The organism is Cupriavidus sp. SHE (assembly GCF_000812445.1).
In the GTDB taxonomy this organism is placed as follows: Bacteria; Pseudomonadota; Gammaproteobacteria; order Burkholderiales; family Burkholderiaceae; genus Cupriavidus; species Cupriavidus metallidurans.
Window position 1 is genome coordinate 77515 of the sequence record NZ_JWMB01000060.1, and the last position, 24885, is coordinate 102399.

General features: G+C 63.2%; 30 protein-coding genes. 2 read left to right on the forward strand and 28 right to left on the reverse strand.

Annotated elements, in window-relative coordinates:
* The first annotated feature begins 20 nt into the window (after positions 1-20).
* Entirely contained in the window at positions 21-1217 is a 1197-nt protein-coding gene (locus tag RN01_RS27110) for a Do family serine endopeptidase (protein WP_017510768.1), read from the forward strand.
* 484 nt (positions 1218-1701) lie between these two features.
* Here the strand turns inward: RN01_RS27110 and RN01_RS27115 are convergent, their stop codons facing one another.
* The 27 genes from RN01_RS27115 to RN01_RS27245 form a co-directional block, all read right to left on the reverse strand.
* A complete protein-coding gene (locus RN01_RS27115; RefSeq protein ID WP_008643071.1) occupies positions 1702-2844 on the reverse strand; it encodes a porin in 1143 nt (380 codons plus the stop codon).
* 254 nt (positions 2845-3098) lie between these two features.
* Positions 3099-3881 (reverse strand): twin-arginine translocase subunit TatC, encoded by a 783-nt coding sequence (gene tatC / locus RN01_RS27120; protein WP_008643069.1) that lies wholly within the window; start codon positions 3879-3881, stop codon positions 3099-3101.
* Between the two features lie 2 nt (positions 3882-3883).
* Complete coding sequence (gene tatB, locus RN01_RS27125; RefSeq protein ID WP_011517717.1) at positions 3884-4390, reverse strand: Sec-independent protein translocase protein TatB; 507 nt, start codon at positions 4388-4390, stop codon at positions 3884-3886.
* 101 nt (positions 4391-4491) lie between these two features.
* Complete coding sequence (gene tatA, locus RN01_RS27130; RefSeq protein WP_008643065.1) at positions 4492-4719, reverse strand: Sec-independent protein translocase subunit TatA; 228 nt, start codon at positions 4717-4719, stop codon at positions 4492-4494.
* A gap of 153 nt (positions 4720-4872) precedes the next feature.
* Entirely contained in the window at positions 4873-5229 is a 357-nt protein-coding gene (locus RN01_RS27135) for a histidine triad nucleotide-binding protein (RefSeq protein WP_008643063.1), read from the reverse strand.
* A gap of 72 nt (positions 5230-5301) precedes the next feature.
* Entirely contained in the window at positions 5302-5697 is a 396-nt protein-coding gene (locus RN01_RS27140; protein ID WP_008643061.1) for a hypothetical protein, read from the reverse strand.
* A 53-nt stretch (positions 5698-5750) separates the two neighbouring features.
* Positions 5751-6119, reverse strand: coding sequence for a phosphoribosyl-ATP diphosphatase (locus tag RN01_RS27145; protein WP_017510770.1), 369 nt, complete (start codon positions 6117-6119; stop codon positions 5751-5753).
* Complete coding sequence (hisI, locus tag RN01_RS27150) at positions 6116-6523, reverse strand: phosphoribosyl-AMP cyclohydrolase (RefSeq protein WP_008643058.1); 408 nt, start codon at positions 6521-6523, stop codon at positions 6116-6118. Before hisI ends, RN01_RS27145 begins: the two co-directional genes overlap by 4 nt.
* Positions 6524-6525: 2 nt before the next feature.
* Positions 6526-7296: an imidazole glycerol phosphate synthase subunit HisF gene (hisF, locus tag RN01_RS27155; RefSeq protein WP_008643056.1), complete on the reverse strand. Its 771-nt coding sequence runs from the start codon at positions 7294-7296 to the stop codon at positions 6526-6528.
* Positions 7297-7357: 61 nt separating this feature from the next.
* Entirely contained in the window at positions 7358-8101 is a 744-nt protein-coding gene (gene hisA / locus RN01_RS27160) for a 1-(5-phosphoribosyl)-5-[(5-phosphoribosylamino)methylideneamino]imidazole-4-carboxamide isomerase (protein ID WP_017510772.1), read from the reverse strand.
* A gap of 179 nt (positions 8102-8280) precedes the next feature.
* Positions 8281-8937, reverse strand: coding sequence for an imidazole glycerol phosphate synthase subunit HisH (gene hisH, locus RN01_RS27165; RefSeq protein ID WP_024570329.1), 657 nt, complete (start codon positions 8935-8937; stop codon positions 8281-8283).
* A complete protein-coding gene (locus RN01_RS27170) occupies positions 8931-9554 on the reverse strand; it encodes a YchE family NAAT transporter (RefSeq protein ID WP_008643049.1) in 624 nt (207 codons plus the stop codon). Before RN01_RS27170 ends, hisH begins: the two co-directional genes overlap by 7 nt.
* A gap of 81 nt (positions 9555-9635) precedes the next feature.
* The gene (gene hisB, locus RN01_RS27175) at positions 9636-10223 is read right to left on the reverse strand and encodes an imidazoleglycerol-phosphate dehydratase HisB (protein ID WP_017510774.1); all 588 of its coding nucleotides are present in this window, start codon (positions 10221-10223) and stop codon (positions 9636-9638) included.
* Between the two features lie 7 nt (positions 10224-10230).
* Positions 10231-11331 carry a histidinol-phosphate transaminase gene (gene hisC, locus RN01_RS27180; RefSeq protein ID WP_017510775.1) on the reverse strand — a complete coding sequence of 367 codons (1101 nt, stop codon included), beginning with the start codon at positions 11329-11331 and terminating at the stop codon, positions 10231-10233.
* A gap of 36 nt (positions 11332-11367) precedes the next feature.
* On the reverse strand, positions 11368-12702 hold the full coding sequence (gene hisD, locus RN01_RS27185) for a histidinol dehydrogenase (protein WP_011517723.1): 1335 nt from the start codon (positions 12700-12702) through the stop codon (positions 11368-11370).
* A gap of 37 nt (positions 12703-12739) precedes the next feature.
* A complete protein-coding gene (hisG, locus tag RN01_RS27190; RefSeq protein ID WP_008643045.1) occupies positions 12740-13414 on the reverse strand; it encodes an ATP phosphoribosyltransferase in 675 nt (224 codons plus the stop codon).
* Positions 13415-13482: 68 nt separating this feature from the next.
* Positions 13483-14733 (reverse strand): UDP-N-acetylglucosamine 1-carboxyvinyltransferase, encoded by a 1251-nt coding sequence (gene murA / locus RN01_RS27195; RefSeq protein WP_017510776.1) that lies wholly within the window; start codon positions 14731-14733, stop codon positions 13483-13485.
* Positions 14734-14801: 68 nt separating this feature from the next.
* Complete coding sequence (locus RN01_RS27200; RefSeq protein ID WP_011517725.1) at positions 14802-15047, reverse strand: BolA family protein; 246 nt, start codon at positions 15045-15047, stop codon at positions 14802-14804.
* Between the two features lie 34 nt (positions 15048-15081).
* Entirely contained in the window at positions 15082-15903 is an 822-nt protein-coding gene (locus RN01_RS27205; RefSeq protein ID WP_011517726.1) for an ABC transporter permease, read from the reverse strand.
* On the reverse strand, positions 15900-16850 hold the full coding sequence (locus tag RN01_RS27210; RefSeq protein ID WP_008643041.1) for an ABC transporter ATP-binding protein: 951 nt from the start codon (positions 16848-16850) through the stop codon (positions 15900-15902). Before RN01_RS27210 ends, RN01_RS27205 begins: the two co-directional genes overlap by 4 nt.
* Positions 16851-17105: 255 nt before the next feature.
* Positions 17106-17402 (reverse strand): lipid asymmetry maintenance protein MlaB, encoded by a 297-nt coding sequence (locus RN01_RS27215; RefSeq protein ID WP_008643040.1) that lies wholly within the window; start codon positions 17400-17402, stop codon positions 17106-17108.
* A 120-nt stretch (positions 17403-17522) separates the two neighbouring features.
* A complete protein-coding gene (locus tag RN01_RS27220) occupies positions 17523-18149 on the reverse strand; it encodes a phospholipid-binding protein MlaC (protein WP_008643038.1) in 627 nt (208 codons plus the stop codon).
* Between the two features lie 185 nt (positions 18150-18334).
* The gene (locus RN01_RS27225; RefSeq protein WP_017510778.1) at positions 18335-19135 is read right to left on the reverse strand and encodes a VacJ family lipoprotein; all 801 of its coding nucleotides are present in this window, start codon (positions 19133-19135) and stop codon (positions 18335-18337) included.
* Positions 19132-19671 carry an outer membrane lipid asymmetry maintenance protein MlaD gene (gene mlaD / locus RN01_RS27230; protein ID WP_008643034.1) on the reverse strand — a complete coding sequence of 180 codons (540 nt, stop codon included), beginning with the start codon at positions 19669-19671 and terminating at the stop codon, positions 19132-19134. The genes RN01_RS27225 and mlaD overlap by 4 nt, the downstream gene beginning before the upstream one ends.
* Positions 19672-19706: 35 nt before the next feature.
* Positions 19707-20483 carry a lipid asymmetry maintenance ABC transporter permease subunit MlaE gene (gene mlaE, locus RN01_RS27235; RefSeq protein ID WP_008643032.1) on the reverse strand — a complete coding sequence of 259 codons (777 nt, stop codon included), beginning with the start codon at positions 20481-20483 and terminating at the stop codon, positions 19707-19709.
* Positions 20480-21331: an ABC transporter ATP-binding protein gene (locus RN01_RS27240; RefSeq protein WP_024570328.1), complete on the reverse strand. Its 852-nt coding sequence runs from the start codon at positions 21329-21331 to the stop codon at positions 20480-20482. The genes mlaE and RN01_RS27240 overlap by 4 nt, the downstream gene beginning before the upstream one ends.
* Before the next feature lie 134 nt (positions 21332-21465).
* Positions 21466-22584, reverse strand: a complete 1119-nt coding sequence (locus tag RN01_RS27245) for a tripartite tricarboxylate transporter substrate binding protein (protein ID WP_024570327.1) — start codon at positions 22582-22584, stop codon at positions 21466-21468.
* A gap of 172 nt (positions 22585-22756) precedes the next feature.
* On the opposite strand from RN01_RS27245, the gene RN01_RS27250 reads away from it, so the two are divergent.
* The gene (locus RN01_RS27250) at positions 22757-23266 is read left to right on the forward strand and encodes a GNAT family N-acetyltransferase (RefSeq protein WP_017510781.1); all 510 of its coding nucleotides are present in this window, start codon (positions 22757-22759) and stop codon (positions 23264-23266) included.
* Positions 23267-23360: 94 nt separating this feature from the next.
* Here RN01_RS27250 and RN01_RS27255 read toward each other — a convergent pair whose 3' ends face one another.
* A complete protein-coding gene (locus RN01_RS27255; protein WP_017510782.1) occupies positions 23361-24824 on the reverse strand; it encodes a glutamate synthase subunit beta in 1464 nt (487 codons plus the stop codon).
* Positions 24825-24885 lie beyond the last annotated feature (61 nt).

Genomic DNA, 24885 nt, shown 5'->3' on the forward strand with positions numbered 1-24885 from the left:
TTTCTGCTCAAAAATCCAATATGTTGCGCCGCTTCTGGCTGTTCTTCGCTCAGGCTGTCACGGTTGTTCTGGCCGTGTGGTTCGTCGTGGCCACACTCAAACCCGAGTGGCTGCAGCGCGGGCGGGTGGCCGTGCAATCGGGTTCGCCCATTGTGGCGCTAAAAGAGGTCGTCCCCAGTGTGGAAGGTTCGGCCGCTCCGGGGTCCTATAGCGAGGCGGCCCGCCTTGCCATGCCCGCAGTCGTCAATATTTTCACCAGCAAGAACGGCTCGAAGCGATCGCCCAATAATCCGCAGGCCGAAGATCCGTGGTTCCGGTTCTTCTTTGGCGACCGCTTGCCGGAGCGCCAGGAACCGGTGTCGAGCCTGGGCTCGGGCGTGATCGTCAGTGCCGAAGGTTACATTCTAACCAACCACCACGTTGTGGACGGCGCCGACGAAATCGAGGTGGCGCTGACCGATGGACGCAAGGCAAACGCCAAAGTGGTGGGCTCCGATCCCGAAACCGACCTTGCCGTGCTGAAGATCACGCTCAAGGACTTGCCCGCGATCACACTGGGGCGGATCGAGAACGTGAAGGTGGGCGATGTGGTGTTGGCTATCGGCAACCCGTTTGGTGTCGGCCAGACCGTGACAATGGGTATTGTCTCGGCGCTCGGCCGCAGCCATCTCGGCATCAATACGTTCGAGAACTTCATTCAGACCGATGCAGCGATCAACCCCGGTAACTCTGGTGGTGCACTGGTCGACGCACAGGGCAATCTGCTTGGCATCAACACGGCGATCTATTCGCGCTCGGGCGGCTCGCTCGGTATTGGCTTTGCGATTCCGGTGTCGACCGCCAAGCAAGTCATGGAATCGATCATCTCCACGGGTAGCGTGACACGTGGCTGGATCGGCGTGGAGCCGCAGGATCTGACCCCAGAGATTGCCGAGTCTTTCGGGCTTGAAGCTAAGGAAGGCGCGCTGATTGCAGCGGTGGTCCAGGGTGGGCCAGCTGACAAGGCCGGCGTCAAACCTGGGGATGTGCTGGTCTCGGTCGACAATCAATCGATCTCGGACACCACCGCCCTGCTCAACGCGATTGCACAGTTGAAACCGGGCGCCGAGGTGAAGATGAAGGTGATTCGACGCGGCAAACCGGCGGAACTCACTGTCACGATCGGCAAGCGCCCGCCTCCTCCGCGCAGGCCGATGCCGCTGGATGAGGAAGAGTAGACAAGCTCGCTGCTCGCTGGTAAGTCACCCGGCATATATATCAATACAAAAACCCCCGTCTGCAATGACGGGGGTTTTTGTTTGTGCTGGCTGGGAGAGAAATTCGTTTGGGTAAATCGGGCACACACCGGAACCACACGGCGCTCTTCGGCACACACGGATTCTGCCGGTACTGCCGCGGAGGATGAAAAGCCAGCCACCCTACGCTCATAGCTCGCGGACTCGCTGCCTTCGCCAACCCCGCCCGGCCCGGCGGCGCGAGGGCGACTCACCTTCCGTGTCCACGTACCCGGCATCGCCTTGGTCATCGATCAGCTAAACGGTTGCCATCAAGTATCGAACTGGATGTAGCCCCCAACTTGAGCCCGAAATCTATCGCCGGTATGCTCACCCACTCAAAGCCACGGACAAAACAAAACGCCGACATCCTTTCGGATGCCGGCGTTCTGAAGCCAATCTGAAGCGGGCTTACACCCGCGTCAAATTAGAACTTGTGGCGCAGGCCAACCATGGCGCCGAACTGGTTGTACGAACCCAGAGTCGTGCCGAAGCCGGAGCCACCAACGCTGCCCGGGCTAGCCGACGACGTGCCCAGAGTCGAGCCGTCCTTGTTCTTCGTGTAGGCCAGGTTGAAGTAGGCGTCCGTACGCTTCGAGAAAGCGTAGTCCGTCGACACAACGAAGCTCCACGGATCAGCACCGGTGTTGCGGAAGTCTTGGTAGTACGCGGCGCCGGTCAGCGACAGAGCCGGGGTCAGCTGGTAACCCATGCCCAGCCAGTACAGGTTCGAGACGTTCGCAATCTTCGTAGCGCCGTCAACGGTGTTCACACCGCCGGGCAGAACTGCGCCGCCCAGACCGTGAGCGTAACGGTAGCCAGCGAACACCTTGGCCGGGCCGAAGGCGTACGTACCAGCAACCGAAGCGCGGCGGATCTTGGCGCCGTCAGCAGCAGCGATACCAACGTTGGTTTCGTCATAGATCGCGCCAACGGAGAACGGGCCACCGTTGTACATCACGCTTGCGCTCATCTCGCGGCCCAGGTGGTAGTTACCCGGAACTTCGCCGCTGGTGCCTTGGTAGATGCTAGCCGTGCCAGCCGTGTTCGAGCCGGTGCTGTACAGCAGCGAGCCGGTCAGGCCACCGAACGTACCAATGTACTTGATCGAGTTGTCAGCACGTTGCTGGAACTCCGGAGCTTGAGCCGTGATCGAGTAGTTCGACGAGATGGCCATCGGGTCGAAGGCCAGACCGAAGTCATAGAACGGCGTCTGGTGGCGACCCAGGGTCAGCGTGCCGAACTGGCTTTGCATACCGACGAAGGCTTGACGACCGAACAGACGGTTGTTTTGGCCCGACGTACCGGTGTCAACGTTGAAACCGCTTTCCAGCACGAAGACGCCCTTCAGGCCACCGCCCAGGTCTTCAACGCCACGCAGGCCCCAACGGCTGCCCGACATGCCACCCGAGTTCAGGCGCACGACGTCGTGGCTACCGGACACGCCCGGCTGGTGGTTAGCGTACTCGACGCCAGCGTCAACCACACCGTACAGGGTCACGCTCGACTGGGCATAGGCGCCACCAGCGGCCAGAGCGGCGACGGCAGCAGCAAACAGTTTCATCTTCATATCGACACTTTCCTTGTCAACTGATTGGGAAATCTTGGTTGCCCAAGTGTTTGGGCGACGCATTCACCTTCACGTCTGCGTCGTATTATGTGTCACCCCCCTTGCTCGCCAGAAGTCTTTTTCGCCGTAAACGCGGTTTACCGACGCTTCTTGTTGTGATGAAGCAACAGCAATTGGGGAGGATTTCACCAAATTGGTGCAATGCGCAGTATTCAGTCTCAGGGATTACCAACCGTTAACTGAAGTCCTGGAACTCAATCTGCCTGGGTTTCACCCTCGGCAGGTGCACCAAGCGGCTGTTTCGAGACGAATCGCGCCATCAGCAGCCCGAGTTCGTACAACGCGATCAAGGGTACGGCCAGCAGGAGCTGTGACATGACATCCGGCGGCGTGACGACTGCGGCGATGATAAATGCGCCGACGATCACATAAGGCCGGATTTGCTTGAGCTTCTCGAGCTCGACCACGCCGAATTTCACCAGCACGATCACCACTACCGGCACTTCGAACGTAATGCCGAAGGCCAGGAATGTCGTCATGGCGAAACTCAGGTATTTGTCGATGTCCGTCGACATGTCCGCGCCAAGCGGCGCGTTGTAGTGCGCCATGAAGTGGAACACGGTCGGGAACACCAGGAAGTATGCGAATGCGACGCCGCACAGGAACAGCACATAGGTGCTGGACACCAGCGGCACGACCAGCTTCTTTTCATGCTGATAGAGTCCCGGCGCCACGAACTGCCAGATCTGGTACAGCACCCATGGCAAGGCGATAAGGAATGCGACCAACATGGTCACCTTCATCGGCACGAAGAAAGAGCCGGTGACATCGGTGACGATCATGCGTCCGCCCTTGGGCAGCGAATGCAGTAGTGGCGCCGCGAACAGATTGAATATCTGCGGCGCCCAGTAGACCATGGCCAGGAAAACGATAATCACCCCCGCCACCGCCTTGACCAATCGCTCGCGCAATTCGATCAGGTGGGAGATGAAGGTTTCCTGCTGGGATTCGTCGTTGGGGTCTGCGGAGCCCGCCATGCTTATTCGAAGAAGGAACGGTTGCGGCCACTGGCGGGCCGGTGGCGCTTCACGCGTGCGGCGCCGGACTGCACCCACATGCGCGTGTTCTGCTGACGCTTGAACCAGATCGGACGCGCGCCCTGCTTGACGCGCCAGCTCTTGCGGCCGTTGTGCGACTTGTGCGCGCTGTCCCAGCTGGGCACATAGCCCGAGCCCGTATCGCTGGACGATGACGACGAGGCCGAGCCATCAAACGCTTCGTTAAGCGCCTGGGTGTGCTCGCTGACTTCCTTGTGGATCGTCTGCTCGACGTCGCGCGCGGCGTTCTCGAATTCCGTGCGCATCTTGCGCAGTTCCTCGAGCTCCACCTCGCGACTGACTTCGGCCTTGACGTCATTGATATAGCGCTGGGCGCGACCGACCAGCGCGCCGACGGTCCGCGCGACCTTCGGCAAACGCTCGGGGCCGATCACAATCAGCGCGACGGCGCCGATCAGTGCCAGCTTGGAAATGCCGAGATCGATCATGCAGACATCAGAACAGGGACACAGGAATGGCGGGCCGTCGCAACGTACGTGGCGGCGGCCGCCGCAAGGGTGACTGGCAAGGAGAAAATTCCGTCAGACAATTATTGCTGACGCGACTTTTCCTTGGCTTCGACGTCGATGGTGGTGGAATCGCGCAGTTCCTTGGCCGGAGCGGCCGGCTCGTCGGTATTGCCTTCCTTCATGCCGTCCTTGAAGCCCTTTACCGCACCACCCAGATCCTGGCCGATATTGCGCAGTTTCTTGGTACCGAAAACGAGCATGACGATCACCAGCACGATCAGCCAATGCCAAATGCTAAACGAACCCATTTCTTGCTCCTGATAAAGCCGCGGGCGTCGGAAGATATGCCGCCCGGCCCCGTAGTTCCGTCCCTCAAAGGCCGCGCCGGGCGACGGTTGCCGGCGCGACACCGGACCGCGACATCCGTCCCGGTCCACTCATTCCCTGGTTGCCCCGAACAGTCAGGGCGCCGGCGCCTTCCACTGGCTGCGCGGTCCGCCCATCACGTGGATGTGGAGGTGGAACACTTCCTGCCCTCCGTCGGTGCCGGTGTTGATCACCGTCCGGAATCCATTGTTGCAGCCGGCCTGGCGTGCCAGTTCGGGCACCTTAAGCATCATTCTAGCAAGCACATCCGATTCGCCGGGACCGCAATCGGCCAACGAATCGACATGCGATTTAGGAATCAGCAGAAAGTGTACCGGCGCTTTGGGGTGGATATCGTGAAACGCCAGCAAGTCTTCGTCCTCATACACCTTGTTCGAAGGAATCTGGCCGGCCACGATCTTGCAGAAAATGCAATTGTCCTGGGTTTTCATGGAGATCTTGTTGCAGCTTGTCCGAACAATGCCTAGTCACTTCCGGACTTGCCGCCATCGTCTTGGGACGCCTCAGAACTGCTCGTCCGGATACATCGGCTTGCGATCATTCAGATACAGCCAGCCTTTGACGATACGATACAGCATCCACAATGACAGAACACTCCACAGGCCGATCGCCACCGGAAACAGCAATACCGTGACGAACATGCAGCCACCCACCACGAACCACACGATCGACCACCAGAACGTGCGGATCTGCCAGGCGAAGTGCGAAGCGTAGAGCGTGCCCCGAGTGTCGTCGCGCTTCACGTAATTGACGATGATCGCGATCAACGCCGTGATGCCACCGGTGAACCAGTGGACTGCATAGAGCGCATAAAGAATGTGCGTGAGCTTGCGCAGGCCATCGAGCCTGTCAGCATCCGCGGTCGTCGTGACTTGCGAGGTATAGTCCGTCGCCATCATGCCCTCCAGGATCAAGCCGCGCCCGAACCGGTTCGGGCGGCGTGACTCGTATCCTACTCCTTGCGGCTGGCCTTCTCGACCAGTCCGGATAACCCTTCGCGGCGCGCCAGTTCATTGACGACGTCTTCCGGGGTCCGGCCGATGCGAGCCAGCAGCACCATGGTGTGGAACCACAGGTCGGCTACCTCGTAGACCACCTTGCTCACGGCCTCGTCGGCCAAGTCGGCAGCCCGCGCATCCTTGGCGGCCATGACCGTTTCGGTGGCTTCCTCGCCGATCTTCTTGAGAATCGCGTCGTCACCCTTCTTGAACAGCTTGGCGACATAGGATGTCTCCGGGTCACCACCGTTTTCGGGCTTGCGCGATTCCAGCGTGGCCGCCACGCGGGCCAGGATATCGGCCTGGGACAGGTTATCGCTCATGGCTTGGCCGCGTAGATCGAGGACGGGTCCTTGAGCACCGGCTCGACGGTCTGCCAGTCCCCGGACTCGACATCCCCTTCGAACTTTTGGAAGAAGCACGAGTGACGGCCGGTGTGGCAGGCAATGCTGTCGATCTGCGTCACCTTGAGCAACACCACGTCTTCGTCACAATCCAGACGAATCTCATGCACCTTCTGGACGTGGCCTGATTCCTCGCCCTTGTGCCACAGGCGCTTGCGCGAGCGCGACCAGAACACGGCCTCGCCCAGTTCCACCGTGCGTTGCAGCGCGTCGCGATTCATGAACGCGAACATCAGGACGTCGTTGGAACCCACTTCCTGGACGATCACCGGCACCAGACCGTTGTCGTCCCACTTCACCTTGTTCAACCACTTCTTCGCCATGATCACATCCGGACGGGAATGCCCTCGCGGGCCATGAAAGCCTTTGCCTCACCAACGGTGTGCTCGCCATAGTGGAAGATGCTGGCGGCCAGTACGGCGTCGGCGTGTCCCAGGCGGATGCCATCGGCCAGATCCTGCAGGCCACCGACCCCGCCAGATGCAATAACGGGCACGGGCACCGCGTCGCTGACAGCACGCGTCAGTTCGAGGTCGAACCCGCTCTTCGTGCCATCGCGATCCATGCTGGTCAGCAGAATCTCGCCCGCGCCGCGGCGCGCCATCTCGCGGGCCCACTCCACCGCATCAAGTCCGGTGGCCTTGCGGCCGCCGTGAGTGAACACTTCCCAGCGCGGCGGTTCGCCGGGCGCGGAACTGCGCTTGGCGTCGATGGCCACCACGATGCACTGCGAGCCGTACTTGCCCGTTGCGTCGGACACGAGCTGCGGGTTGGCGATGGCCGACGAGTTCACGCTGATCTTGTCTGCGCCTGCATTCAGCAGTCGCCGCACGTCTTCCACAGTGCGCACGCCACCCCCGACGGTCAGCGGGATGAACACCTGCGACGCCACCGCCTCGATGATGTGCAGGATCAGGTCGCGGCCGTCGCTGGTTGCCGTGATGTCGAGAAATGTGATTTCATCAGCACCCTGCTCATCGTAGCGCCGCGCGATTTCGACGGGATCGCCTGCATCCCGCAACTCGACGAAATTGACACCCTTGACCACCCGCCCATTGGTCACGTCCAGGCAGGGGATGATACGTTTGGCTAACATGAGTTTCCTTGCCCGCCGTCGCCCGCATCGGCGACGGCTGGTTGTGGCGCGCGAGCTTGGATTACTCCGCGCCCAGCTTGTCCGCGTGGGCCTGGGCCGCCGCGAAATTCAGGTCGCCCGAGTAGATCGCGCGGCCGCAGATCACGCCTTCCACGCCTTCGCCTTCCACGGCGCAAAGCTGGTCGATATCGGCCATGTTCGACAAGCCGCCGCTGGCGATCACCGGGATCGACATCGACCGGGCCAGCTTGACCGTGGCGTCGATATTGATGCCCTGCAGCATGCCGTCGCGACCGATGTCGGTGTAGATGATCGACTCGACACCGTAGTCTTCGTACTTGCGTGCCAGGTCCTCTACCTCGTGGCCGGTCAGCTTGCTCCAGCCATCGGTGGCCACCTTGCCGTCCTTGGCATCGAGGCCGACAATGATGTGGCCGCCGAATGCGGCGCAGGCGTCCTTGAGGAAGCCGGGGTTCTTCACCGCGGCCGTGCCGATGATCACGTACGACAGGCCGTCATCGAGCCAGCGCTCGATGGTATTCAGATCGCGGATGCCGCCGCCAAGCTGGACGGGGATCTCGTCGCCAACCTCGGCAATGATGGCCTTGATGGCGGCTTCGTTGCGTGGCTTGCCAACGAATGCGCCATTCAAGTCGACCAGATGCAGGCGACGCGCGCCCTGGTTGACCCAGTGACGTGCCATGGCGGCGGGATCTTCGGAAAAGACGGTGGCCTGGTCCATGTCGCCTTGTTTGAGGCGTACACACTGACCGTCCTTCAGGTCGATGGCCGGAATGAGCAACATATGCGTGACGAGCGTGGTGGTTGTGTAAAGGGAAAAAGGTAGCGATTCCGACGCCGGGCGTCGGCGCTCAGGTCATGTCAGTTTGGCAAAAGATGCGCAGTCTGGTTGGTGGCTCTGAACGAAAAGGTGATCGCTGTACGGTATTACTGGCGCTTCAGGTAACAGGTGCTTCTGACGCTTTACGGATTCCAGTGCACGAAATTCCGGTATAGCTGCAAACCCATCGCGGCGCTCTTCTCCGGGTGAAACTGCGTGGCGAAAATATTATCGCGTGCCACCGCACTGGTAAACACGACGCCATATTCAGTCTCGCCGGCGATGTGGGCCGGATCCTGCGCGTGCACATAGTAGCTGTGCACGAAGTAAAACCAGCTGTTGTCCGGAATGCCGTTCCACAGCGGATGCGGCTTCGACTGGCGTACCCGGTTCCATCCCATCTGCGGCACCTTGTAGCGCGAGCCGTCGGGCTGCATCATGCCTTCCAGTTCAAAGCGAATCACCTCGCCGGGCATCAGCCCCAGCGCCGGCGTACTGCCTTCGCCCGCACGAGCTTCGCTGCTACGTTCGAACAGCATCTGTTCGCCAACGCACACGCCCAGCATCGGCTTGGTCGCGGCGGCTTCCAGCACCGCCTCCTGCAGGCCGGAATTGCCGAGCGCGCCCATGCAGTCAGGCATCGCGCCCTGCCCCGGCAGCACCACGCGGTCTGCCGCGCGGATCGCTTCCGGGCGATCCACAATCTGGACATCCGCCTCCGGCGCCGCCGTGCGCAGGGCCTGCGCTACCGAGCGCAGGTTGCCCATGCCGTAATCCACAATTGCTATGGTAGTCATGATTTCAAAACAGGCAACAATGTCTTCAGCCCGTCCACAATGAATTCAACGGCCAGTGCCGATAGTATTAGACCCATCAGGCGCGTGCCAATATTGATCCCGGTCTGTCCGATCACCCGCGCGATGGGGTCAGCCGCGCGGAACGTCACATACACCACAGCGCCAAGCAGCACGCCGATGCCAACCAGGATCAGCAACTGGTACCAGTGCTGCGTCTTGCCCGCATAGACGATCACGGTACTGATCGACCCCGGCCCGGTCAGCAGCGGCAGCGCCAGCGGCACCACCGCGATACTGGCCTTGGCTTCGGCCTCATTCTCTTCCTCCGGCGTGGCCTTGGTACGACTGGTCTGCGCGTTCAGCATGTTCATGGCCATCATGACCATGAGCAAGCCGCCACCCACTTCCAGCGAGGCCACCGAGATATTGAAGAACTCGATGATCTGCTGGCCGAGCAACGCCGAGACCCCCACCACGATCGCCACCGATACCGATGCCGTCTTGATGGTCCGCAGCTTTTCCGCCTCGGTCTGCTGGCTGGTAAGGCTGATGAAGAACGGGATCGCCCCGATCGGATTGATCAGCGCCAGCAGCGAGATGAAGGACTTGAGCGTATCCATCGGGTGCGGGTGTCGGTGGTGGTCAGCGGGCGCCGCAACCAGCCGGCACGCCTACAGGGTGGCGCGTGAGATCAACCTGGCTTAGAGCGTGCCCTTGGTCGATGGAATCGTGTTGGCCGCGCGCGAATCCAGCTCCACCGCCATGCGCAGCGCACGCCCGAAGGCCTTGAACACCGTTTCGCATTGATGATGGGCGTTGATGCCGCGAATATTGTCGATATGGAGCGTCACGCCGGCGTGATTGACGAAACCGCGGAAGAACTCGATCGTCAGGTCAACGTCGAAGCTACCCACACGGGCGCGCGTGAACGGCACGTGGAACTCCAGGCCCGGACGGCCCGAGAAGTCGATCACCACCCGCGACAGGCACTCGTCGAGCGGCACGTAGCTGTGCCCATAGCGCGTGATGCCCTTCTTGTCGCCGATGGCACGCGCCACGGCCTGGCCCAGCGTGATGCCGACGTCTTCCACCGTATGGTGATCGTCGATATGGGTATCGCCCGTGGCTTCGACCTCGAGGTCGAACATGCCATGGCGGGCAATCTGATCCAGCATGTGGTCGAGGAACGGCACGCCGGACGCCAGTTTCTGGCGGCCAGTGCCATCGAGATTCAGCGAAACGCGGATCTGCGTTTCCGAAGTATTGCGGGTGACCTCTGCGACACGCATGGTGGGGTTAATCCTGCAACGAGGCCTTGAATGCCTCAAGAAACTGCGCGTTTTCTTCCGGAGTGCTGACCGTCACGCGCAGACAGTTGGCCAGCAACGTGTGCATTTTACTCACGTTCTTGATCAATACCTTCCGTGCCAGCAGGCTATCGAAGATCTGTGCAGCATTCGACACGCGCACCAGCACGAAGTTGGCTGCGCTCGGGAACACCGTCACGCCAGGCATTCCGGCCATGGCCTCGACCAATTTCGACCGTTCGGCACGCAACTTGGCGGCCTGGTCATCCAGTACGGCCACGTGTTCGAGGGCGAACAGCGCGGTGGCTTCGGTCAGCACGTTGACGTTGTACGGCGGGCGCACCTTGTCGAGCTGCGACAACCATTCGGGCGCGCCGGCTACATAGCCCAGACGGATACCGGCCAGACCAAGCTTCGACACGGTCCGCATGACCAGCAGGTTGCCGAATTCCGTCAGGCGCGGCATCCAGCTTTCCTGCGCGAACGGCTGGTACGCCTCGTCGACCACCACCAGGCTCTGGCACACCTCGCCCTGGGCGGCACGCACGATCGCCGCCATATCGTCGGCGTCGAACAGGTTGCCCGTCGGGTTGTTCGGGTAGGCCAGATAGATGATGGCGGGCTTGTGCTCGGCCATCGCCGCCAGCATTGCCGCGCGGTCCAGCGTGAAGTCCGGGCGCAGCGGCACACCAACGAACTCGAGCCCGGCGAACTGCGCCGACATTGCGTACATGACGAAGCCCGGCACCGGCGCCATCACCTTGGCACCCGGCCTGGCCGCGGCCAGCGACAACATGCTGATGATCTCGTCGGAGCCATTGCCCAGCAGCACATCCATGCCGGCCGGCACGTTCATCACCGTCTTGAGCTTGGCGCGCAGCGCCTCGCTGCTCGGCACCGGATAGCGATTCAGCGCGACCTCGCCGAGCCGCGCGGCCAGTTGCGCGCGCAGCTCAGGCGGCAGCCGGTACGGATTCTCCATCGCGTCGAGCTTCACCAGTCCGTGCGAATCGGCAACGTGGTAGGCGCCCATGGCGCGCACGTCGTCACGGATGATGCGTTCGATCAGGGATGGGTCTACGGCTGACATGATGGTCCTCGTTGGTCCTGCTTTGATGAATCCGGCTTAACGTTTGAAGCGGTACTCGGCACTGCGCGCGTGGGCCTGCAGGCCTTCGCCATAGGCAAGCTCGGCAGCGATCTGGCCCAGCATCTGCGCACCGTTCTCGCTCACCTCGATCAGGCTCGAACGCTTCTGGAAGTCATAGACACCCAGCGGCGACGAGAAACGGGCGGTGCGCGAGGTGGGGAGCACGTGGTTCGGGCCGGCACAGTAGTCGCCGAGCGACTCGCTCGTGTAACGGCCCAGGAAGATGGCGCCGGCATGGCGAATCTTCTCGCTCCACTGGCGCGGATTCTCGGCGGAGATCTCGAGGTGCTCCGGCGCGATCGCGTTGGCAATCTCGCAGGCTTCCTCCATGTCGCGCACCTTGACCAGCGCGCCACGGCCCGACAGCGACGCGGCGATGACCTCGCGGCGGGGCATCGTCGGCAACTGGCGCTGGATACTTTCCAGCACGCGGTTCAGGTACTCGGCATCCGGGCACAGCAGGATCGATTGCGCGAGCTCGTCGTGCTCGGCCTGCGAGAACAGGTCCATCGCCACCCAGTCGGGGTCGGTGGTGCCATCGCAGATCACGAGGATTTCCGACGGGCCGGCGATCATGTCGATACCGACCGTGCCGAACACGCGGCGCTTGGCCGCGGCCACGTAGGCATTGCCCGGGCCGACGATCTTGTCGACCTGCGGCAGCGTGGCGGTGCCGTATGCGAGCGCGCCCACGGCCTGCGCGCCACCGATCGTGTACACGCGATCGACGCCGGCGATCTGCGCTGCGGCCAGCACCAGTTCGTTACGCACGCCGCCCGGCGTCGGCACGACCATGATGACTTCCTTGACGCCAGCCACGCGCGCCGGAATCGCATTCATCAGCACCGACGACGGGTAGGCGGCCTTGCCACCCGGCACGTAGAGGCCCACGCGGTCGAGCGGGGTCACCTTCTGGCCCAGCATCGTGCCGTCGGCCTCGGTGTATTCCCAGCTATGGCTGCCGCATTCGATTTTCTGCTTCTCGTGGTACGCACGCACGCGGGCAGCGGCGGCTTCCAGCGCGGCGCGGCGCTTCGGCTCGAGGTCCTCCAGCGCGGCTTCGAGTTCGGATTGCGACAATGCCAGCGCCGACATCGACGAGGCTTCCATGCGATCGAAGCGGCGCGTGTACTCGAGCACGGCCTCGTCGCCACGGCGGCGCACATCGGCCAGGATATCGGCAGCAGCGCGGTCGATCGCCTCGTCTTCGGATGCTTCGAACGCCAGCACCTGACGCAGCGCGCCGGCGAAACCGGGCTCGCGCGAATCAAGCCGGCGGATCGACAGGTTTTCCATTTCGGTATCGTTCATGACTTCTTTCCTCGCGGGTCTCCGGTCACCGCCCGCCTCAGGCGAGCGCGGCCGAGGCCCGTTCAAATGCATCGAGAATCGGCGCCAGCCGTTCGCGCTTGAGCTTGAGCGCCGCCTGGTTGACCACCAGACGCGACGAGATCTGGACGATCTCCTCCACCTCGACGAGGTTGTTGGCGCGCAAGGTGCTGCCGGTACTGACCAGATCGACGATAGCGTCGGACAGCCCCACCAGCGGCCCCAGTTCCATTGAACCGTAGAGCTTGATCAGATCAACGTGCACACCCTTCTTCGCGAAGTGCTCGCGCGCGGTCTGCACGTACTTGGTGGCCACGGCCAGGCGCGCACCCTGGCGCACCGCATTGACGTAGTCGAAGCCGGCCGGCACTGCCACAGACATGCGGCAGCGCGCGATGTTCAGATCGATCGGCGCATAGAGGCCGGCCATGCCATGTTCCATCAGCACGTCCTTGCCGGCCACGCCGAAATCGGCCGCGCCGTACTGCACGTAGGTCGGCACGTCCGAAGCACGCACGATGATCACGCGCACAGCCGGATCGGACGTGGGCAGGATCAGCTTGCGCGAAGTCTCGGGATCCTCTGTCACCTGAATGCCGGCGGCAGCCAGCAGTGGCAGCGTTTCCTTGAAGATGCGGCCCTTTGACAGTGCCAGCGTAAGCTGGTCGGGCGAAGCATTGAAAGCGGGGCTCATCGTAGATTCTTCAGCAGTGTTCGGGGGCGGCTTGCCGTTTCGGCATCGTTCGTGGCGGGCGTCTTGCCTCAGCTGATGCGGAGGATCTTCGCGCCGACCGCGGACAGCTTGTTTTCCATGCGGTCGTAGCCACGATCCAGGTGGTAGATGCGGTCGATCACCGTCTCGCCATCCGCCACCAGACCCGCGATCACGAGACTGGCCGACGCGCGCAGGTCGGTGGCCATCACGCTGGCGCCGGACAGTCGCGGCACACCGGTCACCACGGCCGTATTGCCTTCGGCGGTGATGTTGGCGCCCAGGCGGTTCAGTTCCTGCACGTGCATGAAGCGGTTCTCGAAGATCGTCTCGGTGATACGCGCGGTACCCTCGGCCACGGCATTGAGCGCCATGAATTGCGCCTGCATGTCGGTCGGGAACGCCGGGTATTCGGAGGTGCGGAAGCTCACGGCCTGCGCGCGCTGCGGCATGGCCAGGCGAATCCAGTCATCACCGGTTTCCACGGTAGCGCCGGCTTCGCGCAGCTTGATCAGCACAGCGTCGAGAATCAGCGGCGGAATGCCGCGCAGCACGATGTCGCCAAGCGTGGCCGCAGCGGCGCACAGGAACGTGCCCGCCTCGATACGGTCGGCCACTACCTTGTGCTCGGCGCCGTGCAGGCGATCCACGCCCTGCACCACCAGGCGGTCGGTACCGATGCCCTCGATCTTGGCGCCCATCTTCACCAGCAGTTCGGCCAGATCGGTGACCTCGGGCTCGCGCGCGGCGTTTTCAAGCACGGTCTCGCCTTCGGCCAGCGTGGCTGCCATCAGCAGATTCTCGGTGCCGGTCACGGTGATCATGTCCGTGACCACGCGAGCGCCCTTCAGACGATTGGCGCGGGCATGAATGAAGCCGTGCTCGATGGTGATCTCGGCGCCCATCGCTTGCAGGCCCTTGATGTGCTGGTCCACCGGACGCGCGCCGATGCCGCAACCGCCGGGCAGCGATACACGTGCCTCGCCAAAGCGCGCCACCAGCGGCCCGAGCACGAGAATCGACGCGCGCATCGTCTTCACGAGGTCGTACGACGCTTCGGGCGAGTTGATGTCGGCGCCCTGCAACGTGGCGATGCCGTCGACCATCTCGGCCTTCATGCCCATCTGGCGCAGCAGCTTGAGCATGGTGCGCGTGTCCTGCAGGTCGGGAACGTTGCCGATGGTCACCGTATCGGCGGTCAGCAGGCCGGCGCACAGGATCGGCAGCGCAGCGTTCTTGGCGCCCGAGATGCGGATTTCGCCCTTGAGCGGCCCATTGCCCTGGATCTGGAATTTGTCCATGTTCTGTCAGTAGTCCCAGCCGGGCACACGCCCAGCCGGCAAAGTTGTTCTGTGGTGCGGAACGCCGCTTACTTGCCGCCGGCCTGCCATTCGGCGGGGGTCAGCGTCTTCATCGACAGCGCGTGGATCTCCGCGCGCATCCGCTCTCCCAGCGCCGCGTACACACGCTGGTGCCGCTGGATCAGGCGTTTGCCATCGAACTCCGCGCTCACGATCGTCGCGAAGAAGTGCTGGCCGTCGCCGTCCACTTCCAGATGTTCGCAGGGCAATCCTTGGGCAATGTAATCCCTGACTTGTTCCGGTGTTGGCAGCATGTCTATCTCTGGTTGAATCCGTTAGGGCGGCACATCAGTACCGTAGCTTGTATCCGTTGCGCAGCAGCCGCAGCGCCAGCGCCGCCAGCACCACGAAGGCCACGACCACGACGGCCAGGCTCTGCAACGGCGGCACGTCCGACACACCGAAGAAGCCGTAGCGGAAGCCGTCGATCATGTAGAAGAACGGGTTCGCGTGGGACACAGCCTGCCAGAACGCCGGCAGCGAATGTATGGAATAGAAGACGCCGGACAGGAACGTCGCCGGCATGATCAGGAAGTTCTGAAACGCGGCCAGCTGGTCGAATTTTTCGGCCCAGATGCCGGCGATCAGGCCCAGCGTGCCGAGAATGCCCGCGCCCATCAGGCCGAACACCAGGATCCAGCCGATATGGGCGAAATGCAGGTTGGCGAACCAGGCGGTCACCAGCAGCACGCCCAGGCCGACGCAGAGCCCACGGATGATCGACGCCACCACGTAGGCGCCAAACATTTCCCAGTGCGACAGCGGCGGCAGCAGGATGAACACCAGGTTGCCCGTGATCTTTGACTGGATCAGCGACGACGAGCTGTTCGCGAACGCATTCTGCAGCACGCTCATCATTACCAGGCCCGGCACCAGGAACGCGGTATAGCTGATCTGGTCGTAGACGCGCACGCGATCTTCCAGCACGTGACCAAAGATCAACAGGTACAGCACAGCGGTCAGTACCGGCGCGGCCACGGTCTGGAAGGACACCTTCCAGAAGCGCAGCACCTCCTTATAGAGCAACGTGCGGAAGCCGATCAGGCCACCCACGGCCATCGACTCCAGGCGCTGCTGGTCGGCAACGTCGATTTCAGCCGGGTTCTTCATGCCGCAGCCTCCATCGCGGTATTGGGCAGGGCGCCCGGCATCTGGCCTTCGCGGCGCATGATCTGGACGAACACGTCCTCGAGGTCGGCCTTGCTGATTTCCATGTCTTCGATTTCGCAACCGGCTTCCCGCAGCGCAGCAAGAATCGGCTCCACGGCTTCGTATCCGGACAGGCGCAGGCGATGCGCGCGCTCCCCCGGGTTGGACGGCGTGCGCAGCGCTTCCAGCGCCGGCGGCAGCGTGCCCCGTGACAGCGTGAGCACCAGTTGCAGCCCGGCAAACTGGGTCAGCAGGTTGCTGGTGCGGTCCAGCGCCACCACTTCCCCGAACTTGAGCATGGCGATGCGATCGCACAGCGCCTCGGCTTCTTCCAGGTAGTGGGTGGTCAGGATGATCGTGTGGCCCTCGCGGTTCAGGCGCGAGATGAACTTCCAGAGCGTCTGGCGCAGTTCCACGTCCACGCCGGCGGTCGGCTCGTCCAGCACGATCACGGGCGGCCGGTGCACCAGCGCCTGCGCCACCAGCACGCGGCGCTTCATGCCGCCCGAGAGCTGGCGCATGTTGCTGTCCGCCTTGTTCGTGAGATCGAGGTTGGCCATGATCTCGTCGATCCAGTCGTCGTTGCGCGTCAGCCCGAAGTAGCCCGATTGCAGGCGCAGGGTCTCACGCACCGTGAAGAACGGGTCGAAGACCAGTTCCTGCGGCACCACGCCCAGCATGCGGCGCGCCATGCGGTAGTCGTCCACGACGTCGTGGCCAAGCACGCTGACGCGTCCCGAATTGGCGCGGTTCAGGCCCGCGAGGATCGAGATCAGCGTGGTCTTGCCCGCGCCGTTGGGCCCGAGCAGGCCGAAAAACTCGCCGCGCTCGACGCTGAAACTGACCCCCTTGAGCGCCTGCAGATTGCGGTAGCGCTTGCGGACATCGGTAATTTCGATGGCTTTCATGGCCGAATGTCTTGTGACTGGGCCGCTTTGCGGCCGGCCTATCTTGAGTTGGGGAACGCCCTTGAGGTTAGCCGCGCAGCACCTGGGGGAATCGTGTCAGGACACTTGGGGACGACTTGGGGACGAACAACCCGGAATTATAGGGGATGCAGGGGAAACCCCGCTTTGCTCGACGCGACGCCGACCCTCGGTCGGACGCCGTGGCATCGCATGGCTACGCGCGAAAGCTGCTGGCGCGCGGCAACGGATGCCGGTTCAATGTCGGTGGTGATGGTCCGCGTGATCGGCGGCCGAAGCGAGGCCCAGCAGGCCATCGACGCCATAGAGACTGGCCAGCGACCGCAACTGGGCGGGCACGCCGCTCAATGCCAGGGTCTGCCCGCGCCGCGACGCGACACGTTGCCAGGCCAGCAGCACGGCAACGGCAGCCGAATCGACCTGCTGCAGCGCGCTGCAATCGACCGTCACTTCGCCCTGCGTCACGCGCGACAGCCCGTCACGCAGCACAGTGGCGGCGTTGCGGTTGGTCAGCGAATTGCCAAGGGCGGGCATGAAAGGTCGTGGAATCAGGGAGATGGAAATGAAACGCTCCCGCTCAGCGGTTGCAGGCGGGAGCGAGCGGTCATTGTAGACCAGATCGTTGCGACGTGGTGCGCCGCAACGAAATCCGGATCAGCCCTTGGCGCTGGCCAACTGGCGGTTGCGGTCCTGCAGCGTCTTGATGATGCCGTCGACGCCCTGCTGGTTGGCGATCGTGTTGAAGCTGCCCTTGTAGGCCTCGGTCAGCCAGGCGCCCAGCACGTTGATGTCGTAGACCTTCCAGCCTTGCGCGGTCTTCTCGAGACGGTAGTCGAGCTGGATCGGCTCGCCCTTGTTGATCACCTGGGTGCGGATCGTGGCATCGGTGTCCTCAGGCGCGCCGCGGTACGGACGGAACTGGACCTGCTGGTCGCGAATCTGCGCGATGGCGCCCGCGTACGTGCGGATCAGCAGCGTCTTGAACTCGTCGGTGATGACCTTCTGCTGCTCGGGCGACGCCTTCGACCAGTTACGGCCCATCGCGATCTGCGTGGTCTTGGTGAAATTGGCGTTCGGCAGGATCTTCTGCTCCACCAGCGCCGAGATCTTGCCAATGTTGCCGGCCTGCATGTCCTTGTCCGCGCGCACGCTGGTCATCACGTCGTTGACCACGGACTTGACCAGGCCGTCAGGGGTGGACGTGTCCGCCGCCTGCTGGGCGTGCGCGGCACCGGCGAAGGCGAAAACGGTGAGGAAGGGAAGCAGCAGTCGCTTGATCATCGTGAATATCCTTTCGATTCTGGTCCGGCCTGGACGCTGCCGGGTACCGGAACCATTGAAACACAGGCGTTGGGCAAGCGCGGGGCGCGAAATGTTCCAAACACCACATTCAAACACTTTGTTGCAGGGCTCACAGCGTGCTCACAGGCGACACAGGCGTTGTCAGCACTGGCCTGACGGGGCAATCAACCCACCTTCGGACTTGCTGGGGTCGGGGGCGTGGCGGGCTCCGGTGCGGATGGCTGCGCGGGCGCGCCGTTGTCGTCCTGCTTTCCGTCCGGCGCACCGCCATCCTTGTCCGGCACCTCACCGTCGTGGATCAGGTAGTTGCGCCGCTGCAGGTATGAATCGCGCAGGAACGAATAGCGGTCCAGCGCTGCCGCCTCGATCAGGCTCGACGCGCCAAGCAATTGCGCGCGCGTGTCGATCACGCGGACGGTCTGCAGGCCCAGGCCGGCATACCAGGGCGAGATATAGGTGGTCGGATCCGAGAAGCGGTCCACGATCATGCCTGCGGTATCCCGCACGCTGCTAGGCCCGAAAAGCGGCAGCACCAGGTACGGCCCCGCAGGCACACCCCACACGCCCATGGTCTGGCCGAAGTCTTCCTTGTACTTCGGCAGGCCGGCCGGCGTGGCGATGTCGATCAGGCCCCCGATGCCGAGCACACTGTTGATCGCCACCCGCATCGTGTCCTCGGCCGCGCGCGACGGCTTGCCCTGCAGCAGATTGTTCGCCGCGGAGTAGACGTCACTGACATTCGAGAAGAAATTGCCGACCGCAATCTGCACCGGGGTCGGCGTGTAGTCCGAATAGACCGTGGCTACCGGCTTCAGTGCATAGGTGTCGAGCTTGTCGTTGAACGTGCTGACGCCGCGGTTGAACGGCTCGAGCGGATCCGCGGGATTCGCGTTCGGGCCCGTTGCGCAACCCGCCAGGGCAAGCGCCGCCAGCGATGCAACGGCCAGGCGCTGCAAGACCATCATTTGCCGCTCCCGCCAGTACCGGGCGCTGCAGGCAGCGCCGCGGCGCCCGAGCCTGACGACGTCGATCCACCACCGGCGCCGGCATCGGCCGCCTTGTTGTAGAGGAACTGGCCAATCAGGTTTTCAAGCACCACCGCCGACTGGGTCATCGTGATCTTGCCACCCTGCGCCAGCATCGCCGTGTCGCCACCGGCCTCGAGGCCGATGTACTGCTCGCCGAGCAGGCCCGACGTCAGGATCTTGGCCGACGTGTCCTTCGGAAACTGGTAGCGCTTGTCGAGGTTCAGCTCGACCGTGGCCATGTAGTTCTTGTCGTCGAGGCGGATGGATGCGACGCGGCCAACCACCACGCCCGCGCTCTTGATCGGCGCGCGCGGCTTCAGTCCGCCAATGTTGTCGAACTGCGCGGTAACCGTGTAGGTCTCCTGGAACGAGAAGCTGCTCATGTTGCCGGCCTTGAGCGCCAGGAACAGCAGCGCGGCAAAGCCCAGTACCACGAACACCCCTACCCAGTAGTCGAGCGTAGTCTTCTTCATGCGATTCTCTTTCTCATGCGATCGGTGCGGCTGGCCTAGCTGAACATCAGCGCGGTCAGCAGGAAATCCAGTCCCAGCACGGCCAGCGAGGCCAGTACTACGGTACGCGTGGTGGCGCGCGATACGCCCTCCGGGGTCGGCTTGGCTTCGAAACCCTGATACAGCGCGATGAACGTCACGGTGATACCGAAAATAAAGCTCTTGATCACGCCGTTGAGCACATCCGCGCGCACATCGACGCCGTTCTGCATCTGCGACCAGAATGCGCCGGCGTCCACACCAATCAGTTGCACGCCGACCAGGTAGCCACCCAGGACACCCAGGGCACTGAAGATCGTGGCCAGCACAGGCATGGCGATCACGCCGGCCCAGAAACGCGGGGCGATCACACGCTGCAGCGGGTTCACGGCCATCATCTCCATGGCGCTGAGTTGCTCGCCGGCCTTCATCAGGCCGATTTCGGCCGTCAGCGACGTGCCGGCGCGGCCAGCGAACAGCAGCGCCGCCACCACCGGCCCCAGTTCGCGCACCAGCGACAGGGCTACCAGAAGGCCCAGCGCCTGCTCCGAACCGAAGCGGTTAAGCGTGTAGTAGCCCTGCAGACCCAGCACGAATCCGACGAACAAACCCGACACCGCGATGATCACGAGCGAAAGGTTGCCGACGAAGAACACCTGATCGGTCACCAGCCGGAAGCGGCGCAACAGCGCGGGCGAAAGCGCCAGCATCGTCAGGAACATGCGCGAGGCATGACCCAGGCCGCCGACGAACTGGCGTACCGTCGAGCCAATCGAGGTAAAGAAGCCGTTCACTTCGCGCCTCCTACGCCGAAATCATCAGCCAGTGCCGGACCGGCATAGTGGAACGGCACCGGACCGTCCACCTCGGCGTGAACGAACTGGCGCACGAATGGATCATCCGAGCCGCGCATCGCCTCGGGCGTGCCTTCCGCCGCGATACGGCCGTTGGCGATGAAATAGACGTAATCGGCGATCAGGAATGTCTCGTTCACGTCATGCGAGACGATGATCGTGGTCGCGCCGAGCGCGTCGTTGAGATTCCGGATCAGGCTTGCGGTCAGGCCGAGCGAGATCGGGTCGAGGCCGGCGAACGGCTCGTCGTACATCAGTAGCGCGGGGTCCAGCGCTATGGCGCGGGCTAGCGCCACGCGTCGCGCCATGCCGCCCGAAATCTGCGCGGGCATGAGGTCGCGCGCGCCGCGCAGCCCTACTGCGTTGAGCTTCATCAGCACCAGATCCCGGATCATCGACTCCGGCAGATCGGTGTGTTCGCGCAGCGGAAATGCAACGTTGTCGAATACCGACAAGTCAGTGAACAGCGCGCCAAACTGGAACAACATTCCCATCTGTCGCCGGACCGCATACAGGCCCTTCTGGTCCATGGCGTCGATGTCGGCACCGTTGAAAGTGACGCTGCCGCGCTGCGGGCGCACCATGCCGCCGATGAGGCGCATGACCGTGGTCTTGCCACAGCCGGAGCCACCCATGACGGCCACCACCTTCCCGCGCGGAAAGCGCATGGAAAGGCCGGAAAGGATGGGCTTGTCGCCAGCCGCGTATGCAAAATCGACATCCGCGAGTTCGACAACATTCGGGCCAGCAAATACTTGGCCAGAAGGGTTCGGCACAGTAGCGGTCACATTGTCACCGTTTTTGGACAGTCCGCCATTATAAGGGCTAGTACCTACCCAGCGCCGGTTCCAAATGGTGACCGCACTGTTCCGGAAACGATAACAATCGTTAAGAGAAGTATCTTCGCTTGGCAGAAGACATTTCAGGGATCGCCGTGTTGCCCTGTCTGACGCAGGATGGCCTGCCACTGGGTCGATTCGGAGCGGATGGCCGTGGCGAATGCCTCAGGCGAGTCCTGCATCGGCGTGAGGCCCGCGGCAAGCATCCGGGCACGCACTTCGCGCTCTTCGGTGACGTTGTCGAGTTCATTCGCCAGCTTGGCCACGATCGCCCGCGGCGTCTTCGCCGGCACCATCACGCCATACCACGCGGCGGCGGCATAGCCTTCGATGCCAGACTCCTGCAGCGTTGGCACCTGTGGCGCAAGCGGCGAACGCGCCACACCGGTCACGGCGATCATGCGCAGTGCGCCCGAGCGAATGTGTTGCTGGATCGATACGTACGAGCAGAAGCAAGCGCTGATGCGGCCGGCCAGCATTTCCTGCACCACGGCACTCTCGCCCTTGGCCGTTACCAGCGGGACCGCATTCGGGAGCCCTCGCACGGCGTACTCGGCATACAGGTGAGACGGACTGCCGGGCTGGCCGTAGCCATAGCTGTAGGAGCCCGGATTCGAGCGTACCGCGGTGGCCCACTGCTGGGGCGTCTGCATGGGCAGGCGACCGTCGATGACCAGGAACAGCGGCATTGTCGCCACACGGCCCACCGGCACGAAGTCTCGAATGACATCGTATGGCACAGGCTCCAGACCAGGCTGGATCAGCATGTTGGCCTGATGGAACAGCAACGTGTGGCCATCGGAGCTTGCCTTCGCCACCACATCGCCAGCCATGGTGCCCGAGGCTCCGGGACGATTGTCGACCTCGATCGGCACGCCGAGTCGAGCCGACAGCCGCTCGGCCAGCAGCCGCGCGACGGCGTCGGACACACCGCCCGCAGGAAACGGAACGATCATCCTGATAGGACGTGCCGGAAATGACACCGGACGACTCATCTCCGAACGGCCGGCGCTAGGAATGCTTGCCAGCTGCGCGATGGCGGGCGGTTGCGCGAGAGCCGTCGCCGTGCTCGCGGCACAGGCAACCAGGCCCCACGATATGGCGCTCCGCGGCCCGCACCGCAGAACTGCCAGGATGGCAGCAAGTTTTGGCAACTTCGCTATACCTCGCCAAAGTCGCTTCGATTTGCGCACTTCGGACATCAATTTCCTCCGGTCCGCCACACAAGGCGACGGCTCCAAATCGGCTGAAAGGGATTCGAGGCAGTTTCTTCGTTATCGTTTCGGGCCATTGTAGAGACATGCTCCCGGCCAGCACAGACCACGTAAACGCTGTCCGGGAGGACCCCAATGTGAGCCCATTTATAATCGCTGGATGTCTGAAATCGTCCTGCGGCCATTAGCGGTCGCCGACATGCCCGCCGTGCTCGCCGTCCAGGCGCAGTGCTACGGCGACATGCTGCTCGAATCCTCCGATGCCCTCGCCAGCCGGCTGGCGCTATCCCCCGACACCTGCTGGGCAGCCGCCCTGCCAGATGGCGCGCTGGCGGCGTACCTGTTCACGCACCCCTGGCCCGAAGACGCGTTACCGCCCCTCGATGGCGTGCTGGCGCGCGACTGGATGCCGGACGTGGCGCTCACCTGGTTCGTACATGACATGGCGGTGGCGCCGGTCGGCCGGGGAATGGGCCTGGCGCAACGGCTTTACGCGGCGGCCCGCGATGCCGCGCTGGCGGATGGCTTGCGGTCGTCGCGCCTGATCGCCGTGCAGTCGGCGGCCGTGTGGTGGCGCAGGCTTGGGTACGCGGCGATCGCCGCTGGTGAGTATGCGGAGAAGCTGGCTGACTACGGCGATGACGCCGTGTTGATGGAGCGTCGGCTTTAGAACGCCCCGCCACGACTCTCAACCCAGCCATAAACAAAACCCCCCGCAAGTTCACACTTGCGGGGGGTTTTGCTTTTGAACCCGACGCTACGGATCAGCGCGGCAGGGTCGAATGGCCCATCAGGAACGCGTCCACCGAGCGGGCAGCCTGGCGGCCTTCGCGGATGGCCCACACCACGAGCGACTGACCACGGCGCACGTCACCAGCGGCGAACACCTTCGGCACGTTGGTGTAGTAAGCGCGATCGCCTTCGGTCGATGCCTTGGCGTTCTTGCGTGCATCCGTGTCGACACCGAACGCTTCGAGCATCGAGCCGACCGGGTTCGTGAAGCCCATGGCCAGCAGCACCAGGTCGGCCTGCAGCACGAACTCGCTGCCCGGCACTTCCTGCATCCTGCCGTCCTTCCATTCGACGCGGCAGGCCTTCAGTGCCTTGACCTTGCCGTTCTCGCCGACCAGTTCCTTGGTGGCCACCGACCAGTCACGCGAGCAGCCTTCGTCGTGCGACGACGACGTGCGCATCTTGATCGGCCAGTACGGCCACACCAGCGGCTTGTTCTCTTCTTCCGGCGGCTGCGGCAGCAGTTCGAACTGCGTCACCGAGGTTGCGCCGTGGCGGTTCGACGTGCCCACGCAGTCGGAACCCGTATCGCCACCACCGATCACGATGACGTGCTTGCCTTCGGCACGAATCTCGTTGACGCCATCGCCCGCCACTTCCTTGTTCTGCGGGATCAGGAACTCCAGCGCGTAGTGCACGCCGGCCAGATCGCGGCCCGGCACGGGCAGGTCGCGCGGCACTTCCGCGCCACCGGCCAGTACCACGGCGTCGAACTGCTCCATCAGCGCCTGGGCCGAGATCGTCTCGCGAGCGTAGTTCTTGATGCCGGCCGGCAGCGCGCCGTCGGTCACCATCACGCCAGCACGGAAGGTCACGCCTTCGGCCTGCATCTGCTCGATGCGGCGGTCGATCAGGCTCTTCTCCATCTTGAAGTCGGGAATGCCGTAGCGGAGCAGGCCGCCGATGCGGTCATTCTTCTCGAACACGGTCACAGCGTGGCCGGCGCGCGCCAGTTGCTGGGCGGCCGCCATGCCGGCAGGGCCCGAACCCACGATAGCGACGGTCTTGCCGGTCTTGTGCGCAGGTACCTGCGGCTGGACCCAGCCCTCTTCCCAGGCCTTGTCGATGATCGCGTGCTCGATCGACTTGATGCCAACCGGCAGCTCGTTGATGCCGAGTGTGCAGGCAGCTTCGCACGGTGCCGGGCAGATGCGGCCCGTGAACTCGGGGAAGTTGTTGGTCTGGTGCAGGACTTCGATCGCCGACTTCCAGTCCTGGCGATACACGAGGTCGTTGAAGTCCGGAATGATGTTGTTGACCGGGCAGCCGTTGTTGCAGAACGGGATACCGCAGTCCATGCAGCGCGCACCCTGAATCTTCGCCTCGCTGTCCGACAGCGCGAACACGAATTCCTTGTAGTGCTTCACGCGCTTGACTACGGGTTCGTAGCCTTCGTTCTGGCGCGCAAATTCGAGAAAGCCAGTCGCCTTACCCATGTTGCATCCTTGGTCTTGCTTGGCGCGAGGCGGCCGGGCCGGCCTCGCGTGGGGTCAGTAT